Source organism: Streptomyces caelestis (assembly GCF_001279005.1).
Taxonomy (GTDB): Bacteria; Actinomycetota; Actinomycetes; order Streptomycetales; family Streptomycetaceae; genus Streptomyces; species Streptomyces heliomycini.
Genome location: NZ_LGCN01000196.1, coordinates 95471 through 112737 on the forward strand (window position 1 = coordinate 95471; position 17267 = coordinate 112737).

Here is a 17267-nt window from a genome sequence, read left to right on the forward strand (position 1 = left end):
AGAGCGGCAGTGGCCGCGAAGGAGGCGACACTCATGTCGAAGAACGCCAAGATCGCCGCGGGGGGTGTGGCGGCCGGACTGATCCTGCTCATCTGGCTGCCCTGGTGGGCCGCGCTCCTGATCGTCCTGGGAGTTCCGGCCGCCGCGTACCTCGCCCTGGACCCCGCACAGCGGCGCAGGCTGCGCCGCGTCTCGCGCAAGGAGCTGGGCCGCTGAGGCGCTACGGCGTCACCGCCTCACCGGAGCCCAGCGCGCAGGAGTCGACCACGTCGCCGTCCGCGGGCCTGCCGACCGTCCGGTCCGCGGGCGGCGCGACTCCGCGCTCCACCCATGCGACCAGGGCGTCGAACGCCGAGCGGTAGCAGGGCAGGATCGGCCGCAGCCGGTCCGGATGGGTGTCGTACAGCCCGTCGGCGTGCGTGCCGTCCTGCACCGTGTAGTAGCGGTGCATCCGCCCGCGTCCGCTCGCCTCGACCATGCCGTCGTACACGTCGGAATCGACGGCCTTGGGCAGCAGCGCGTCCAGATCGCCGTGCAGGGTGATCATCGGCCGCCCGATCCGCCCGGTGAGCGCCACCCGTTCGACGGCACGGTGCACGGACGCGGGGCGCGAGGCGTAGTCGTAGGCGGCGTCGGACGGGCACGGCGCGAGGATCTGCTCCGTCGTCGACCCGGCGGAGGGGCCGGGGCAGCCCGGGTCGTGGTCCGGGTCGAACTCGGCGCGGTAGATCTTCTGGGTGAGCCCCCAGTAGACCTTCTCGTGGTACGGCCACAGGAACTCGGATCCGCGTGCGAAGCCCGCCGCGTACATGTCCTCGTCGGTGGCCCTGCCGTACATCCGGGCCACCGCCACCGGAAGGGAGAGCAGCGGGTGACGCCCCTCGGCGGCCCACAGGGTGCCCTCCCAGTCCACTCCGCCGTCGTACAGCTCCGGGCGGTTCTCCAACTGCCAGCGGGTGAGGTAGCCGCCGTTGGAGACGCCGGTCATGTACGTACGGCGCGGGGCGTGCCCGTAGCGCCGGGCCACCGCGCGCCGGGCGGCACGGGTGAGCTGTGTGGTGCGCGCGTTCCACTCGGCGACGGCGTCACCGGGACGATCGCCGTCGAGGTGGAAGTCGACGCCGGTGTTGCCCTTGTCGGTCGCCGCATAGGCGTAGCCCCGCGCCAGCACCTGGTCGGAGATCGCCTCGTCGGTCGCGTACTGCTTGCGGTTGCCGGGCGCGCCGGTGACCACCAGTCCGCCGTTCCAGCGGTCGGGCAGCCGGATCACGAACTGGGCGTCGTGCCGCCAGCCGTGGGTGTCGTTGGAGCGGGACGAGTCCGGGAAGTAGCCGTCGATCTGCATCCCGGGCACGCCGGACGGCGACCGGGTGGCTGCGGCGGTCAGCCCCGCCTGGTCGGTCATGTCGGTGTACGGCGTGCCGGCCAGCCCCGCCGTGGTCAGATCGGCGAGACAGGCACTGCGCTGATGGGCGGCGCCCGGCACGCGCACACGTTCCTGGTGCGCGCAGTGGCCGTCCTCGGCCGCGCCGGCCGGAGTCGGAGCGGTGAGAACGGCCGAGGTGAGGACGGCGACGAGCAACGGAACGCCACGGGAGGGGCGCATACGGCCTCCGAAAGGACGAGCAGCGGAAGGGGACGTGGAGCAGAGGGCGGAACTGCCCCATGGTGAGGGCCCGCCCCCGACGCCATCGATGGGTTGGCGCCCCATGGCACGGCGCCCGCACGTGGGGTTTCCACACACGCCCACTTCCTGCGCGCCTCTTCCGGACCGCGTGCGTTCAGAGCGGCCGTACGGCCATCCGGTCGAGCGCTTCGAGCAGGCCCGGCAGCTCGGGGCCCCGGCCCACCGGCAGGACCTCGCCGGGCTCCTCGTCCAGCAGGACGAACGCGATGTCGTCCGTCCGGGCCACCAGCGACCAGCCGGGGCCGTCGGCACGCAGGGTGCGCGCGCCGCCCGGGGCGAAGGACGAGCGGACCCGGCCGAGCGGCGGCGGCGAGTCGACGTACGCGCGTGCCTCCGCCAGTGCCCGCCGGATCCCGCTGTGCCCCGGCCGTCCGTCCGGCCGGGCGCCCGCTTCCTCCGTCCGGCCGTCCTCCGCGGGCTCCTCCGCGCCGTCGGCCGCCCGGGCCGAGCCGTCCGGCGCCGGGAACGCCGCGTCGTCGACCTGCTCCCGCCAGACCGCCCACCGCAGCGCGATCTCGTCGGCGCCCAGCCGGCGCTGGGCCGGTCCCCAGGACTCGGCGTCCGGCGGGGTCAGCGGGGGCCCGTCCGCGGCGTCCGGGCCGGGATCGTGCGGCGCGGGCACGTCCGGCGCCGCGACGGCCACCGCGAGGGGCCAGCCGGGCAGCGCGGCGACGACCGTGCGCCCGTCCGGCGACAGATCGTGCTCCATCCCGCAGTCCCAGGACGCGATCGCGACGGCGACCAGCGAGACGTCGTCGACGACGACGGTCCACCGGGCGCCCTCGCCGTCCTGGCCGAGCACCAGCCCGTACCCGTCGGCGAGAGGCAAAAGGCCGAGCGCCGCGCACGCCTCCGGGTAGTCGTCGCCCAGCACGCTCGGGAACTTCGCCGGCGTCAGCAGCGCCGCCGTGAGCACATAGAGCGCGTCGTCCGCGGCGGCGACGGCTTCCTCGTCCGTCCCGGCCATCCCAGCCTCCCCATCGGTTCGTCCACCGGCGCGCACCCTATGCCGACCCCGAGTCGCTTGTCACGACCCCGCGGCCACGCCCGGAGCTGCGGTTCTCCGGCCGGACGGGGCGAATCGACCACACGTCGGCGGACGGTTCGGGCGGCCGGAAGACCCAGCAGCGCCCGCGCGACCGTCCGCGGGGACTCGCCCCGCTCCCGTGCGAGCGCGATCACCGCCCGGCACGCCGGCTCGTCCACCCCGAACGACAGGACCTCCGGCGACACCCGGCCGGCCGCCCCGTCGATCCGGTCCCGATCGTCCTCCGCGCAGGCCGAGAGGCACACCGCGGCGGCCTCGGACAGACCGTGCGGACGTTCCTCCCGCACGGCCCGCTCCTCCGGGTGCGCACCGCCGGTCACTCTGCTCCCGATCCCCCGAACCCGTCCCCACATGCGGTCCACCGCCCCCGGCACGATTGTCGTCGCCGACCGTACATCTCCTGCCACTCAACGTAGAGTTGCGGTTCCGACGGCAGAAGGGGGCAACACGGTGCGACGCTTCGAACGGCTGGAACGGATCCGGCGGATGGACCCCTACCGGGAGGCCACGGAGATCTACCGGCTCAGCGCGGCCTACGAGTTCCCCTGGGACTTCACCCGGGCCCTGGAGCTGGCCCTCTACCGCACCTACGCCGTTCCCCGGATCGGCCGCCTGCTCGCCGAGACCGCGGAGCTCACCGACCGGCCCCAGAAACGCTACGACGACACCTCCCTCCTCCTGGACGCCGTCGTCGAGCACGGATTCGGCAGCAGCCGGGGCAGGACCGCGATCCGCCGCATCAACCGGATGCACCGCGCCTACGACATCCCCGACGACGACATGCGGTACGTCCTGTGCACGTTCGTGGTGATGCCCAAGCGGTGGATCGACTCCTACGGCTGGCGCAGGCTGTCACGGCACGAGACCGTCGCCGGCGCCGTCCACTACCGGACCCTGGGCCGGCACATGGGCATCAAGGACATCCCCGGGTCCTACGAGGAGTTCGAAAGCTTCCTGGACGCCTACGAGGAGGCCCACTTCGCCTGGGACGAGGGCGCGCGGCGGGTCTCGGACGCCACGCTCGACCTCATGACCTCCTGGTATCCGCGCCCACTCGCCCCCGTGCTGCGCACCGCCACGCTCGCGCTGCTCGACGAACCCCTTCTGCGCGCCTTCCGCTACACCCCGCCGAGCGCGGCCACCCGCGCGTGGGTGCGCCGCGCGGTGCGGCTGCGGGGCCGCGCGGTCCGACTGCTGCCGCCGCGGCGCGCCCCGCACTTCGCCCGGCAGAACCGGGAGATCAAGGGCTATCCGAACGGCTACCGGCTGGCCGACCTGGGCACCGACCCCGTCCCGGGACTGCGGGGTTGCCCGGTGCGGCACCCGGACTGAGCGCCCGGCCGCGTGGCCGGGGCCTCAGTCCGCGCGGACGGCCAGCGCCAGGAAGCGCGTGTCCTCGTCGGCGTACGACGTCATGCGCCATCCCGAACGGGACAGCAGCGCCCGGAGATGCGGTTCCGCGCGGAGGTCGTCCGGGGTGAGCGTGCGGCCCTGCCGGGCGGCGAGCGCCGCCCGGCCGATCGGATGGAACAGCGCGAGCACGCCACCCGGCCGCACCACCCGCGCGATCTCCCGGAGGTTGCCGGCCGGGTCGGGCAGATGGGCGATCAGACCCGCCGCGAACACGGCGTCCAGCGCGGACGGGCGCAGCGGCAGCGCGGCGACGTCGGTCAGCAGCAGCGCCCCGTCGCGGTCCCGTCCGGCCCGTGCCGCCTCCCGCAGCATGGCCGGCGTCAGGTCCGCGCCGAGGACCACGCCCGAGGGTCCCACGGCCGCACGCAGCGGAGGCAGGGCGCGCCCGGTGCCGCAGCCCGCGTCGAGCACCCGGTCCCCCTCGCGCAGACCGAGTCCGGCGACCGCGGCGGCGTAGGCCGGACCGTCGTCGGGGAAGCGGCGGTCCCAGTCGGCGGCACGCGCGGTGAAGAACTCCTGGACGTGTGTGTGGTCGTCGCTCATGCTCCGCATGATCCCTCACCGGGACGGGCGGTGCCCTTGTGCGCACGTTCGAGCGTGACGCGGTCGTTCCCATGCGCCGCCGTGCCGTGTTCCGGCCGTTTCCGAAACGCGTTCCCCTCGCGCGTCCGCGCCCTCCGGCGTCCGGGGCCAGGGGCCCCTGGACCACGTCGCCCTGGGACGGGCGCCCCGTGCTGTCGTACGCGACGGCCTGCGCCGAAGCCGCCCTCAGGCCGCGCCGCACGTCCGCGCTCGCCGCCACCGGCATCCGCCCCCACGAGCGCGTTCTCCGCGAGGCGACCGAGGGGCCGGGGGTTCCGTGGGCGACACCGCACCTCGGCCGGGACGCCGCGCGGCGACGCCTCCCGGGCCCGCGGCACACCCGTGTCCCCGCCGACCGCGGCCGGCACTTTGGAAAGAAGCGATCGACGGTCCCCGAACACTCCGACGCCCCCGGCGACGAGACGGCCGCGCCGGCGCTGGAGACACTGGCCGCCGGCGGATTCGGCGTGGGCGGGACCACCCCGGCGGGTGCGGTCGGCGAGATCCGGGCGCCGCGCACCGGGGAACTGCTCGGCGAAGCCGGCCGGTGGACGACACCGACGGCGTGGACCGGAAGGTCACCACGACCGTCGCCCTGGACCTCGAACGCCTCGTCATCGGCTCGGGACTCTCCCCGTGCCTCTTCGGCACCTCGGGGCAGGACTGCTTCCGGTTCCTGTGGGACGAGCCGGCGCGGGGCGCCCGGGCGCGGTGGTCCTCGCGGACCCCGACGCCCGGAGGACCGCTTCCCCGGACTGCCTCGCGCACCGGCGGATCCCGTCCGCCGTCGCCCTCACCCGCTTCGCGGGAGCCCGGCGCCACGACGCGGAAGACGTCCGCCGCACGCTCGACCCGGACGCCGGAACGCCCGTCGTGCGGTGCGACGCACGGCGGGCGCGACTCGGGGAAGGGGGTGCCGATCCGGCTCGTCGAGCACGCCGGACGGGTGCACACCGCCCGGCTGCTCGACTCGGCGGGACGACCGCGGGATCCGGGCTCGCGCCACTGTTCCTCGGTCATCTTCCGCCCCTTGGCCCCGTCCTCCTTGCCCGGCGCCCGGTCGTGGGGAAGGCTGGCGCGAGGGCCCTCCCGCCAGGAGGGAACGGCACACGGGGGCAGACCACGGGGAAGACCAGGGGGAGACACACGACATGGCGCAGAACCGGGGACTCGACTGGCTGCTGGACGACCTGACCCAACGAGTCGAACACGTACGGCACGCGCTGGTCCTGTCCAACGACGGGCTGGTGACGGGCGCGAGCACGGGGCTGCGGCGCGAGGACGCGGAGCACCTCGCCGCCGTCTCGTCCGGACTGCACAGCCTCGCCAAGGGCTCGGGACGGCATTTCGGCGCGGGCGGGGTGCGCCAGACGATGATCGAGTTCGACGACGCGGTGCTCTTCGTCACCGCGGCGGGCACCGGCAGTTGCCTGTGCGTACTCAGCGGGGCGGAGGCCGACATCGGCCGGATCGCGTACGAGATGACCTTGCTGGTCAACCGGGTCGGCGAGCACCTGGACGTGGACGCCCGTCGGCCGGAACCCGGCACAGACCTCTGACCTGCGAGTTCGTCCTCCACTGTGGAGTTGTCCACAGGCTCGCCACGGAAAGTGACGAAGCGGCTACGGTTTTTCCGGGCGGGCGCACCCGGCGCCGGCCGCCCACTCTCCACGGGGAGGACGAACATGCCCGTACGGCACGTCGACGCGCACGACACCACCGCCACCGCCGAGCGGCCCGTGGCGGCCCGGGACGCCTGGGTCGGCCCGGGCCGTGCGGCCCGCGAACCCGGCCTCAAAGAGACCGAGTTCGACCTCGCCGTGCAGCTCGGGCGAATCCGTGTGCTTCCCGGCGACGACGGCGGGGGCCGACGGGTGGACCGGGCCGAGATCGATCGGCTCCGTGCCGGACCGGGGTTTCCGGAGGCCCTGCGCCGGAGCGCGCAGGCCGTGGGCACCACGGAGGGCGCGGCCCTCATCGACGTGACGAAGACCCGTTTCACCCGCCTCGCGCGGCTGGGGCTGCTGGTACCCGTGAGGTTCCACCTGAACCGCTACCGCGCCGTGGTCTGGCTCCATCCGGCCGAGGAGCTACGGCTTTTCGCGGCCGACGACAGGAACGCACCCCTGCTGACGGGGCGCACGCCCGAGAGTCTCAGGAGCCTGCTCGACACCGGCGTCGACCTGCGCCCGCGGAACTGGCGCACCCGGCAGCCGGGCTTCCTGCTCCGCCGGGCCGACGACCCCTGGGCGCGCGCCGGGGCCGTGGCGTCGCTGCTCGACCCGCTGCACGCGGCAGAGGCCGTCCCGGACCCCCATGACCGTTCCCACCTCAACCGGTTCCGCAGGCCGCCACCGTCCCACGGCGCGCCCGGCTCACCGGCCGCGAACCCGGCGGAAGAGCTCATGACCGCTCAGGACCCGGACGAGGTCGCCCGGCTGCGGGCCGACCTGACCGGACTGACGGAGGAGGCGCGGGCACACCGGCCGGCGCCCCGTCCCGCTCCCCGCCGCCCCGGGCCGGACCGGCGGAGACGGGAAGCCGTCGAGCCGGTCCGCGGGACGTCCCGCGGCCTGCCGGCCCGGTGGTGGCGCGGAAACCGGTGATCTACAGAGCCCGGAACAGCCCTTCCTGGACGACGGACACCAGCATCCGGCCCTCCAGGTCGTAGATACGGCCGCGGGCCAGGCCCCGCCCGCCCGTGGCGATCGGCGACTCCTGGTCGTACAGGAACCACTCGTCGGCGCGGAACGGACGGTGGAACCACATGGCGTGGTCCAGCGACGCCATGTCGAAGCCACGCGGCCCCCACAGCGGCTCCACCGGGATCCGCACGGCGTCCAGGAGGGTCATGTCGCTGGCGTACGTCAGGGCACAGGTGTGCACCAGCGGATCGTCGCCGAGCGGGCCGACCGCGCGCATCCACACCGCGCTGCGCGGCTCGGAGCCCCTGACGTCGTCGGCGTCCCAGCGCAGCCGGTCCACATAGCGGATGTCGAAGGGCTGGCGGCGCGCCATCCGCTCCAACTGCTCCGGCAGCGCGCCCAGATGCTCACGGATCTCGTCCGACACCGTCGGCAGCGACTCGGGGTCCGGCACCTCACGGGCCAGCGGCAACTGGTGTTCGAAGCTTCCCTGTTCAGGCTTGTGGAAGGAGGCGGTCAGATTGAAGATCGTGCGGCCCTGCTGCACCGCGGTGACCCGGCGGGTCGTGAACGACCTGCCGTCACGCACCCGTTCGACCTGGTACACGATCGGCACCCCGGGCCGGCCCGGACGAAGGAAGTACGCGTGCAGGGAATGCACGGGACGGTCGCCCTCCGTGGTGCGGCCGGCGGCGACCAGGGCCTGGCCGGCCACCTGGCCGCCGAAGACCCGCTGGAGGGATTCCTGCGGGCTGCGGCCACGGAATATGTCGACCTCGATCTGCTCCAGGTCGAGCAGGGCGACGAGGCTCTCGGCCGGATTCGTCATGGGTGGGATTCTCCTGTGCTCACAGCTGGCCGACATCGGTGACCCGGAGGACCGCACGGCCCTCCGCGTCGGAGGCGGTGAGGTCGACCTCGGCGCTGATGCCCCAGTCGTGGTCGCCGTTCGGGTCGTCGAAGATCTGCCGGACCCGCCACAGCCCGTTCTGCGGCTCCTCCTCGATCAGCAGCAGCTTCGGCCCGCGGGCGTCGGGACCGGTGCCGAGTTCCTCGTGCTCGTCCCAGTACTTGTCCATCGCCTCGCCCCAGGCGTCCGCGTCCCAGCCGGCCTCGGCGTCCAGCTCGCCCAGTTCCCCCACCTGATCGAGGGCGGCGAGCTCGACCCGGCGGAACATGGCATTGCGGACCAGGACGCGGAAGGCGCGCGCGTTGGCGGTGACCGGCTTGACCTGGTCGGCCCTCTCCTGCGCCTCCTCGGCGGTCATCTCCTCCGGATTGGCCAGCTGCTCCCACTCGTCCAGCAGGCTGGAGTCGACCTGGCGCACCGTCTCGCCCAGCCAGGCGATCAGATCCTCCAGGTCCTCCGACTTCAGGTCGTCCGGGACGGTGTGCTCCAGCGCCTTGTAGGCGCTCGCGAGGTAGCGCAGCACGATGCCCTCGGTGCGGGCCAGCTCGTAGTGGGACACCAGCTCGGTGAACGACAGCGCCCGCTCGTACATGTCCCGGATGACGGACTTCGGCGACAGCGGATGGTCACCGACCCAGGGGTGGCTCTTGCGGTAGGTGTTGTAGGCGTGGAAGAGCAGTTCCTCCAGCGGCTTCGGGTAGGTGATGTCCTGGAGCCGCTCCATGCGCTCCTCGTACTCCACACCGTCGGCCTTCATCGCGGCGACCGCCTCGCCGCGCGCCTTGTTCTGCTGAGCGGCGAGGATCTGGCGCGGATCGTCCAGCGTGGACTCCACGACGGACACCATGTCCAGCGCGTACGACGGCGACTCGGGGTCCAGCAGCTCGAACGCGGCCAGCGCGAACGTGGACAGCGGCTGGTTCAGCGCGAAGTCCTGCTGCAGGTCCACGGTGAGGCGGACGATCCGGCCCTCGGCGTCCGGCCGGTCGAGCTTCTCGACGATGCCGCCGTCCAGCAGGGAACGGTAGATGGCGATCGCCCGCCGGATGTGCCGCAACTGCTGCTTGCGCGGCTCGTGGTTGTCCTCCAGCAGCCGTCGCATGGCCTCGAAGGCGTTGCCGGGCCGGGCGATCACCGACAGCAGCATGGTGTGCGTGACCCGGAAGCGGGAGGTCAGCGGTTCCGGCTCGGAGGCGATGAGCTTCTCGAAGGTCTGCTCGCTCCAGGCGACGAAACCCTCGGGCGCCTTCTTGCGCACGACCTTGCGGCGCTTCTTCGGGTCGTCCCCGGCCTTGGCCAGCGCCTTCTCGTTCTCGATGACGTGCTCGGGAGCCTGGGCCACCACGAAGCCCTCGGTGTCGAAGCCGGCGCGGCCGGCACGGCCCGCGATCTGGTGGAACTCACGGGCCCGCAGGGTGCGCACACGGCTGCCGTCGTACTTGGTCAGGGCCGTGAAGAGCACCGTGCGGATGGGGACGTTGACGCCCACCCCGAGCGTGTCGGTGCCGCAGATGACCTTCAGCAGACCGGCCTGGGCGAGTTTCTCCACCAGCCGCCGGTACTTGGGCAGCATGCCGGCGTGGTGGACGCCGATGCCGTGCCGGACGTAGCGGGACAGATTGCGGCCGAACTTGGTGGTGAAGCGGAAATTGCCGATCAGCTCGGCGATCCGGTCCTTCTCCTCACGCGTGCACATGTTGATGCTCATCAGCGCCTGCGCCCGCTCCACCGCCTGCGCCTGCGTGAAGTGCACGATGTAGACCGGCGCCTGCCGGGCCTCGAGCAGATCGGTGAGCGTCTCGGTGAGCGGCGTGTACCGGTACTCGTAGGACAGCGGCACGGGCCGGGTCGCGGAGCGGACCACGGAGGTGGGGCGGCCGGTGCGGCGGGTGAGGTCCTTCTCGAAGAAGGAGACGTCGCCGAGCGTCGCCGACATCAGCACGAACTGCGCCTGCGGCAGCTCGAGCAGCGGAATCTGCCAGGCCCAGCCGCGGTCCCCTTCCGCGTAGAAGTGGAACTCGTCCATCACGACCTGGCCCACGTCGGCGTCCTTGCCGTCGCGCAGCGCGATCGACGCCAGCACCTCGGCGGTGCAGCAGATGACCGGGGCGTCGGCGTTGACGGACGCGTCGCCGGTGAGCATGCCGACGTTCTCCGTGCCGAAGATCTTGCACAGCTCGAAGAACTTCTCCGACACCAGCGCCTTGATGGGGGCCGTGTAGAAGGTGACCTCGTCGCGCGCCAGGGCGGCGAAGTGGGCGGCCGCCGCGATCATGCTCTTGCCGGAGCCCGTGGGCGTCGACACGATCACGTTCGCCCCGGAGACCACCTCGATCAGCGCCTCCTCCTGGTGGGGGTAGAGCGTGAGACCGCGCTCCCGGGCCCACGACTCGAAGGCTTCGTAAAGGGCGTCGGGGTCGGCGGTCGGCGGCAGCTGATCGATGAGGGTCACGCCCCCATCTTGCCTGCCCGCCCGCCCGATGGGGGAATCGGCTGCGGGAGCGAAGATCGCGAACGCTACGCTGTGTCGCCGGCGGAGCGCCAACGCGCCCGGTCGACCGGACAGCGGCGAACGAGGAATGGGACGGGCAACGGCGATGATGGGACCAGCACACTCACTGTCGGGCGCCGCGGCCTGGCTCGGGGTCGGCGCGGCGACGGCCGCGGCCGGACACTCCATGCCCTGGCCGGTCCTCCTGGCAGGCGCCCTGATATGCGCCGGCGCCGCCCTCGCCCCGGACCTGGACCACAAGGCGGCCACCATCTCGCGGGCCTTCGGACCCGTGTCCCGGCGGCTGTGCGAGATCGTCGACAAGCTGTCCTACGCCGTCTACAAGGCCACCAAGAAGCAGGGCGACCCGCGCCGCTCCGGCGGACACCGCACGCTCACCCACACCTGGCTGTGGGCGGTCCTGATCGGCGCCGGCGCCGCGACCCTGGCGATCACGGGCGGCCGCTGGGCGGTGCTGGCCATCCTCTTCGTGCACATGGTGCTGGCCATCGAGGGCCTGCTGTGGCGGGCGACGCGAGGCTCCAGCAGCGATGTCCTGGTGTGGCTGCTGGCGGCGACCAGCGCCTGGATCATCGCGGACGTCCTGGACCAGCCGGGCATGGGCTCGGACTGGCTGTTCACCGCGCCCGGCCAGGAGTACCTGTGGCTGGGGCTGCCGATCGTGCTGGGCGCGCTGGTGCACGACATCGGGGACGCGCTGACCGTCTCCGGCTGCCCGATCCTGTGGCCGATACCGGTGGGCCGCAAGCGCTGGTACCCGATCGGCCCGCCGAAGGCGATGCGGTTCCGGGCGGGCAGCTGGGTGGAGCTGAAGGTGCTGATGCCCGTGTTCATGCTGCTGGGCGGAGTGGGCTGCGCGGCGGCGCTCAACGTGATCTGAGGAACACCCCTGTCCCGGACTCAGCCGGAACCCCCGCCGCCGTACCGGCGCTCGAAGCGGGCGACGCGGCCCTCCGTGTCCACGGTCCGGGCCCTGCCCGTGTAGAACGGGTGGCTCTCCGAGGAGATCTCCACCTCCACCACCGGGTAGGTCTCGCCGTCGTCCCACTCGATGGTCTGGTCACTGGTGGCGGTGGACCGGGTGAGGAAGGCGTATCCGGCGGCACGGTCACGGAAGACGACCGGGTGGTAGTCGGGGTGCTTGTCCTGCTGCATGAGTGCTCCTCGGGGTCAGCCCGGCAGGTTGTCCTCGTCGACGACGTGTATCGCGGCCTCCTCGGCGGAGGCTGCCGCGCCGTCGATGCCGACGTCCATGGCGACCAGGGACTCCTCCTCGTCCTCGTGCGCCCCCTCATCGGGGGCCACGAGCCGGCCGGAACGCGCGGCACCCACCTCGTTGTCCACGAGTTCCCCGTCGGTGTCCTGCGAATCGCCCAGGCCGTCGCCGTCGGGTGCGAGGGGGTCGGGCTGTTCCTCGGCGAGCCGCTGCTCCAGGGTCTCGCCCCGGTGGCGTTCCTCAGCCGTCACGCCGGTGTGCTCCACCGCCCAGGGGCGTTCCGGCGGGGACCAGCCCCGGTCGAGGGGATCGTCGACCCCGTCGTACTCAAGGGTGTCCTCCGCGTCGAGCAGCCCGGTGTCCTCCCTCTGCTCGGAACCGTCGGGCTGGTAGACGTCATCTCCCCATCCGTCGGCGCTGTTCACAGGTACCTCCAGGGGGTGGGGACGGGCCCCTTCTCACCGTGGACCGCGGCGGGTCGCCGCTGCACGGGGCACTGGCGCCGTCCGTGCCCGGTCCGCCGGGCCCGGGCGTCCCCGAGCCGGTGCCTGACTCCAGCCTTCCACCGGAGTTCCCCACCGCGCAACGGCACACCACCGGCGGGCCGCGCGCCCGGAATCCTCACCCCGCCCCGCCCGGCACCCTCGCCGGCGCCCCGGTCCACGGCCCGGAATCGTCCCCGGGCCGGAAGACCCGCACGGGTACGGCAGTCGGCGCGGGCCGCGTTCCCCGGTCCCGCCGCTGCCGGGGGCGTCGGACGTCCCGAGCCGGCGGCCGGCCAGGGGTACGGCACGGTGCCGCAGGTCCGGGCGGCGGGGTTCCGGGCCGGCCCGAGGCCACACCGGCGGACCCGAGGGGACCTCGCCCACGGGCCCGCCCCCGCCGGGGCGGCGCGCTCAGCCGTGCCACGAGCGCCACAGCGCCGCGTAGGCCCCGTCCGCCGCGACCAGGTCGTCGTGGCTGCCCAGCTCGCTGATGCGGCCGTCCTCCACGACGGCGATGACGTCCGCGTCATGGGCGGTGTGCAGACGGTGGGCGATGGCGACGACGGTCCTGCCGTCCAGGACCCGGGCCAGGGAGCGTTCCAGGTGCCGTGCCGCGCGCGGGTCGAGCAGCGAGGTCGCCTCGTCCAGGACCAGCGTGTGCGGGTCGGCCAGCACCAGCCGGGCCAGCGCGATCTGCTGGGCCTGGGCCGGGGTGAGCGCGACCCCGCCGGAGCCGACCTCGGTGTCCAGGCCCTCGTCCAGCGCGCGGGCCCAGCCGTCCGCGTCGACCGCCCCGAGCGCCGCCCACAGGTCGGCGTCCTCCGCCTGCGTCCTGGCGAGCCGCAGATTGTCGCGCAGGGAGCCCACGAAGACGTGATGCTCCTGGTTGACCAGGGCCACGTGCTCCCGGACCCGTTCCGCGGTCATCCGCGACAGCTCGGCGTCGCCCAGGGTGACCCGCCCGCCCCGGGGCGCGTAGACCCCGGCGAGCAGCCGGCCCAGGGTGGACTTGCCCGCGCCCGAGGGACCGACCAGCGCCAGCCTGGTCCCGGGGGCGACCTCGAGGGACACCTCGCGCAGCACGTCGACGCCCTCCCGGTAGCCGAAGCGCACCCGGTCCGCGTGCACCCGGCGCCCCTCGGGGGCGAGCCCGGCGTCACCGGCGTCGGGCTCGATGTCCCGGACCCCGACCAGCCGGGCCAGCGACACCTGTGCCACCTGCAGCTCGTCGTACCAGCGCAGGATCAGCCCCACCGGGTCGACGAGCATCTGCGCGATCAGCGCGCCCGTGGTCAGCTGGCCGACACCGATCCAGTCCTGCAGGACGAACACCCCGCCGATCATCAGCACCGAGCCGAGCACGGTCACATGGGTGAGGTCGATGACGGGGATGAGCACCGACCGCAGCCAGAGCGTGTAGCGCTCCCAGGCCGTCCACTCCCTGACCCGCTGGTCGGACAGGGCCACGCGACTCTCGCCGAGCCGGTGCGCCTCCACGGTCCGCCCCGCGTCCACGGTCTCGGCGAGCGCGGCGGCCACGGCGGCGTAACCGGCGGCCTCCGAGCGGTAGCCGGCCGGCGCCCGCCGGAAGTACCAGCGGCAGACGACCACCAGCAGCGGCACGGCGACCAGCACGGCCGGAGCCAGCTCGGGCGCCGTGACGACCAGTCCGCCCAGCAGCAGCGCCGCCCACACCACGCCGATGGCCAGCTGGGGCACGGCCTCGCGCATCGCGTTGCCGAGCCGGTCGACGTCGGTCGTGATCCGCGACAGCAGATCACCCGTGCCCGCCCGTTCCAGCACACCCGGCGGCAGCCCGACCGACCGCACCAGGAAGTCCTCGCGCAGATCGGCCAGCATCCGCTCGCCGAGCATCGCCCCGCGCAGCCGTACCTGCCGGACGAACACCGCCTGGACGGCCAGCGCGAGCACGAACAGCGCGACCGTGAACCCCAGATGCAGCTCCCGCTCCCGGTCCGAGACCCGTTCCACGAGTCCGCCCAGCAGATACGGGCCCACCATCGAGGCGACCACGGCGATCGTGTTCACGGTGACCAGCAGCGCGAAGGCACGGCGGTGCCTGCGCAGCAGCTCGCCCACGTAGGCGCGGACGGTCGAGGGCGCGCCCACGGGCAGCGTGGCGGCCGTGGTCGGGGCCGCAGGGTCGTAGGCCGGTGGCGCCACGCCGATCATGCCGTCTCCTCGATCTCTTCCAGCTGTTCCAGTCGGTGCAGGACCTCGTCCTCGCGCAGGAAGCCGTCCTCGCCCGGGACCCCGGCCCGCGCGGCCTCGTCCTCGGTCTCACGCGTCACCACGGCCCGGTACCGCGGCTCGGCGCGCACCAGTTCACGGTGGTCGCCGACGGCCGCGACGGCGCCGTCGTGCAGGAACACCACCCGGTCGGCGCGGTCCAGCAGCAGCGGGGAGGAGGTGAACACCACGGTGGTGCGCCGCGCCCGCAGTTCCCGCACCCCCTGGGCGATACGGGCCTCGGTGTGCGAGTCGACGGCCGAGGTCGGCTCGTCCAGGACGAGCACCTCGGGGTCCGTGACCAGCGACCGGGCCAGCGCGAGCCGCTGGCGCTGCCCGCCGGACAGGGACCGTCCGCGCTCGGTGATCCGCGCGTCCATCGGGTCCGCGGCGTCCACCGAGCCCTGGACCAGCGCCGCCAGCACGTCCCCGCACCGCGCGGCGTCCAGCGCGTCGCGCGGATCGACCGCACCGGACGCCGGTACGTCGAGCAGCTCGCGCAGGGTGCCGGAGAGCAGCACCGGATCCTTGTCCTGCACGAGGACGGCCCGGCGGGCGGAGTCCAGCGGCAGTTCGTCGAGCGGCACCCCGCCGAGCAGCACCGGGGCGCCCTGCTCGGAGGCGTGTCCGCCGAGCCGTTCGGCCAGCCGTCCCGCCGCGTCCGGGTCCCCGCACACCACGGCGGTGAGCCGGCCCGCGGGGGCGAGCAGACCGGTCGCCGGGTCGTACAGGTCGCCGGACGGGTTCTCGGCGTCGCGCGATCCCGTGGTGTCCGTGGCCCGCTCCAGGGACAGCACGCGCGAGGCACGCTTCGCCGAGGGACGCGAGAAGGAGTACGCCATCGCGATCTCCTCGAGGTGCCGCAGCGGGTAGGTGAGCACCATGACCGAGCTGTAGACGGTGACCAGTTCGCCGACGGCGATCCGGCCCTCGCGGGCGAGATGGACGCCGTACCAGACCACCGTGATCAGCAGGATCCCCGGCAGCAGTACCTGGATCGCGGCGATCAGGGCCCACATCCTGGCGCTGCGCACGGCGGCGTGGCGGACCTCCTGGGAGGCACGGCGGTAGCGGTCGAGGAAGAGCTCCTCGCCGCCGATGCCGCGCAGTACGCGCAGCCCGGCGACGGTGTCCGAGGCGAGCTCGGTGGCCCGGCCGGCCTTCTCGCGCTGGACGTCCGCCCGCCGGGTGGCGCGGGGCAGCAGCGGCAGCACCGCGATCGCCAGCACCGGCAGTCCCACGGCGACGACGACCCCCAGCGCCGGCTGGTAGACGACCAGGCCGACGCAGACCAGCACGATGGTGACCGCCGCCGCGGTGAACCGCGACAGGGCCTCCACGAACCACCCGATCTTCTCGACGTCACCGGTGGACACCGCCACGACCTCCCCCGCGGCGACCCGCCGGGTCAGCGCGGAGCCCAGCGCCGCCGCCTTGCGGGCCAGCAGCTGCTGGACGCGGGCCGCCGCGGTGATCCAGTTGGTGACGGCGGCGCGGTGCAGGAAGGTGTCGCCGACCGCGTTGCCCGCGCAGGCCAACGCCATCAGACCGCCGGCCAGCGCGAGCCGGCCGCCGGAGCGGTCGACCGCGGCCTGGACCGCGACGCCGACGCAGAACGGCAGCGAGGCGACGGAGGCGAAATGCAGCAGGCCCCAGGCCAGCGACTTGAGCTGGCCGGACAGTTGGTTCCGGAAGAGCCACCACAGGAATCGGGGGCCCGAGCGCGCGTCGGGCGCCCCCGGGTCGGGAAACGGAAGGTCTTGGATCTGCATGACGTCCCAGTGGCTCGGATCAGAGGGGCGGTGGAGACGGGAGAAGGCGGAGGGGCGTGCGGGCACGGCTGCGCGCCGTCCGAGGACGGAGGCAGCAAACCGTGACAGGTTGACCCCGCTGCGTACCGGGAGGCAAACGGTTTTCCACACGACCGCACGGAACCGGCGGCCCGCACGGAACCGGCGGCCCGGGCGGCCGGCGCCGCCGCACCGTCACGTCACACGGGTCGTGCGGACGCGTCGCCGCACCGCGGGGGGACCGCCCCGTCGATCAGGGTGTCCAGCAACTCGCCCAGCGCCTCGCGCTGTGCCTCCCCCAGCGGGGCCAGGATCTCCTCCGCGGCGGACCGGCGCGCGGCGCGCAGTTCCCGCAGGGCCGCGCGCCCGTCGTCGGTGAGCTCGATCCGGATCACCCGCCGATTGGCCGGATCCGGCACCCGCCGCACCTTGCCGTGCGCCTCCAGTCCGTCGACCAGTGTGGTGACGGCGCGGGGGACCACCTCCAGCCGCTCGGCCAGATCGGCCATGCGGGGCGGCGAGGCGTAGTGCGCGAGGGTGCGCAGCAGCCGCGACTGGGCAGGGGTGATGCCGAGCTCGCGCCGCTCCAGATGGCGCTTCTGGATGCGGTGCACCCGGCGGGTCAGCCGAAGCAGCTGCTCGGCCAGCAGGCCGTCGGGATCGGGGGCGGTCATGCGGGAACAATATCAGGATGTCGTTCATTGTGAGTATAGGTAACAATGAGCTAGG

At 73.5% G+C, this 17267-nt stretch carries 15 protein-coding genes and 2 pseudogenes; 6 read left to right on the plus strand and 11 right to left on the minus strand.

Going from position 1 to position 17267, the window contains the following annotated elements:
* Positions 1-33 precede the first annotated feature (33 nt).
* Complete coding sequence (locus ADK41_RS18310) at positions 34-216, plus strand: hypothetical protein (protein ID WP_030822433.1); 183 nt, start codon at positions 34-36, stop codon at positions 214-216.
* A gap of 4 nt (positions 217-220) precedes the next feature.
* Here the strand turns inward: ADK41_RS18310 and ADK41_RS18315 are convergent, their stop codons facing one another.
* The 3 genes and pseudogenes from ADK41_RS18315 to ADK41_RS43240 all read right to left on the minus strand — a co-directional run.
* Positions 221-1606 (minus strand): tannase/feruloyl esterase family alpha/beta hydrolase, encoded by a 1386-nt coding sequence (locus ADK41_RS18315; protein ID WP_030822436.1) that lies wholly within the window; start codon positions 1604-1606, stop codon positions 221-223.
* 175 nt (positions 1607-1781) lie between these two features.
* The gene (locus ADK41_RS18320) at positions 1782-2654 is read right to left on the minus strand and encodes a hypothetical protein (RefSeq protein WP_030822439.1); all 873 of its coding nucleotides are present in this window, start codon (positions 2652-2654) and stop codon (positions 1782-1784) included.
* Positions 2655-2794: 140 nt separating this feature from the next.
* Positions 2795-3088, minus strand: a pseudogene (locus tag ADK41_RS43240) (hypothetical protein); the annotation flags it as partial.
* A 97-nt stretch (positions 3089-3185) separates the two neighbouring features.
* Between ADK41_RS43240 and ADK41_RS18325 the strand changes: the two are divergent.
* Entirely contained in the window at positions 3186-4067 is an 882-nt protein-coding gene (locus tag ADK41_RS18325) for an oxygenase MpaB family protein (RefSeq protein WP_030822442.1), read from the plus strand.
* Positions 4068-4091: 24 nt separating this feature from the next.
* On the opposite strand, the gene ADK41_RS18330 is transcribed toward ADK41_RS18325, so the two are convergent.
* Positions 4092-4691 carry a class I SAM-dependent methyltransferase gene (locus ADK41_RS18330; RefSeq protein ID WP_030822445.1) on the minus strand — a complete coding sequence of 200 codons (600 nt, stop codon included), beginning with the start codon at positions 4689-4691 and terminating at the stop codon, positions 4092-4094.
* A gap of 476 nt (positions 4692-5167) precedes the next feature.
* On the opposite strand from ADK41_RS18330, the pseudogene ADK41_RS43245 reads away from it, so the two are divergent.
* From ADK41_RS43245 to ADK41_RS18340, 3 genes and pseudogenes are all read left to right on the plus strand, one after another.
* A pseudogene (locus ADK41_RS43245) lies at positions 5168-5709 on the plus strand (GTP-binding protein); the annotation flags it as partial.
* A 172-nt stretch (positions 5710-5881) separates the two neighbouring features.
* Positions 5882-6289: a roadblock/LC7 domain-containing protein gene (locus ADK41_RS18335; RefSeq protein ID WP_030822447.1), complete on the plus strand. Its 408-nt coding sequence runs from the start codon at positions 5882-5884 to the stop codon at positions 6287-6289.
* 126 nt (positions 6290-6415) lie between these two features.
* Complete coding sequence (locus ADK41_RS18340) at positions 6416-7336, plus strand: DUF6397 family protein (protein ID WP_078661852.1); 921 nt, start codon at positions 6416-6418, stop codon at positions 7334-7336.
* A gap of 1 nt (position 7337) precedes the next feature.
* On the opposite strand, the gene ADK41_RS18345 is transcribed toward ADK41_RS18340, so the two are convergent.
* Together ADK41_RS18345 and ADK41_RS18350 are read right to left on the minus strand one after the other, a co-directional pair.
* Positions 7338-8204 carry an acyl-CoA thioesterase gene (locus ADK41_RS18345; protein ID WP_030822454.1) on the minus strand — a complete coding sequence of 289 codons (867 nt, stop codon included), beginning with the start codon at positions 8202-8204 and terminating at the stop codon, positions 7338-7340.
* A gap of 19 nt (positions 8205-8223) precedes the next feature.
* Complete coding sequence (locus ADK41_RS18350; RefSeq protein WP_030822455.1) at positions 8224-10737, minus strand: DEAD/DEAH box helicase; 2514 nt, start codon at positions 10735-10737, stop codon at positions 8224-8226.
* A 145-nt stretch (positions 10738-10882) separates the two neighbouring features.
* On the opposite strand from ADK41_RS18350, the gene ADK41_RS18355 reads away from it, so the two are divergent.
* Positions 10883-11677, plus strand: a complete 795-nt coding sequence (locus tag ADK41_RS18355; RefSeq protein WP_030822457.1) for a metal-dependent hydrolase — start codon at positions 10883-10885, stop codon at positions 11675-11677.
* A 20-nt stretch (positions 11678-11697) separates the two neighbouring features.
* Here ADK41_RS18355 and ADK41_RS18360 read toward each other — a convergent pair whose 3' ends face one another.
* The 5 genes from ADK41_RS18360 to ADK41_RS18380 all read right to left on the minus strand — a co-directional run bounded on the left by ADK41_RS18360 (position 11698) and on the right by ADK41_RS18380 (position 17212).
* A complete protein-coding gene (locus tag ADK41_RS18360; RefSeq protein WP_030822459.1) occupies positions 11698-11952 on the minus strand; it encodes a type B 50S ribosomal protein L31 in 255 nt (84 codons plus the stop codon).
* A gap of 15 nt (positions 11953-11967) precedes the next feature.
* Positions 11968-12438: a DUF5709 domain-containing protein gene (locus ADK41_RS18365; protein WP_030822461.1), complete on the minus strand. Its 471-nt coding sequence runs from the start codon at positions 12436-12438 to the stop codon at positions 11968-11970.
* Between the two features lie 471 nt (positions 12439-12909).
* Complete coding sequence (locus ADK41_RS18370) at positions 12910-14691, minus strand: ABC transporter ATP-binding protein (protein ID WP_030822463.1); 1782 nt, start codon at positions 14689-14691, stop codon at positions 12910-12912.
* Entirely contained in the window at positions 14688-16520 is a 1833-nt protein-coding gene (locus ADK41_RS18375) for an ABC transporter ATP-binding protein (protein WP_030822466.1), read from the minus strand. Before ADK41_RS18375 ends, ADK41_RS18370 begins: the two co-directional genes overlap by 4 nt.
* Before the next feature lie 218 nt (positions 16521-16738).
* Complete coding sequence (locus tag ADK41_RS18380) at positions 16739-17212, minus strand: MarR family winged helix-turn-helix transcriptional regulator (protein WP_030822469.1); 474 nt, start codon at positions 17210-17212, stop codon at positions 16739-16741.
* Between the last annotated feature and the right edge of the window lie 55 nt (positions 17213-17267).